The sequence below is a fragment of the Phytoactinopolyspora endophytica genome (assembly GCF_004138495.1).
Classification (GTDB): Bacteria; Actinomycetota; Actinomycetes; order Jiangellales; family Jiangellaceae; genus Phytoactinopolyspora; species Phytoactinopolyspora endophytica.
This window is the reverse complement of the sequence record NZ_ML142856.1, coordinates 194,306-194,706: the sequence shown is the minus strand read 5'-3', so window position 1 is coordinate 194,706 and position 401 is coordinate 194,306. Positions and strand designations below refer to the sequence as shown.

The following is a 401-nucleotide window of genomic DNA, read 5'->3' as shown; positions in this document are numbered from 1 at the left end:
GTCAACTTCTTCCTGGCGCTGCCAGTGGCCGCGGTGCTGGGGATGCTGCTGGCGGCGGGGATCGGCCTGCTGGCCTTCCGGCTCAGGTCGTTCCGGGGGGAGATTTTCGCCCTGCTCACGCTCGCTGTGCCGTTCATCCTCGCCGCGCTCGCACGGGTGAACTCCTCGATCGACGGCGGGCAGGGGGTCCTGGTGCCCGTCCCGGAGTTTCCAGAGCAGCTCGGAGAGTTCCAGGACGCCCTCTACCTGCTGAACCTCACGGTCGCCACGGCCGCGGTAGCAGCCGCGTTCGCGATCCAGCACTCGCGGTTCGGCTGGGCGCTGGCCTCCATCCGGGACGCGGAGGACGTCGCCGAAGGGCTCGGGGTGGCGACGTTCAGGTACAAGATGCTGGCGATCGT

Annotated in this window: 1 protein-coding gene; it reads left to right on the top strand. The window is 69.1% G+C overall.

The window, feature by feature from the left end; genetic code table 11:
• Positions 1 to 401: ABC transporter permease subunit (locus ELR45_RS17235; protein WP_420813897.1), on the top strand; the 401-nt coding region annotated here is incomplete at both ends.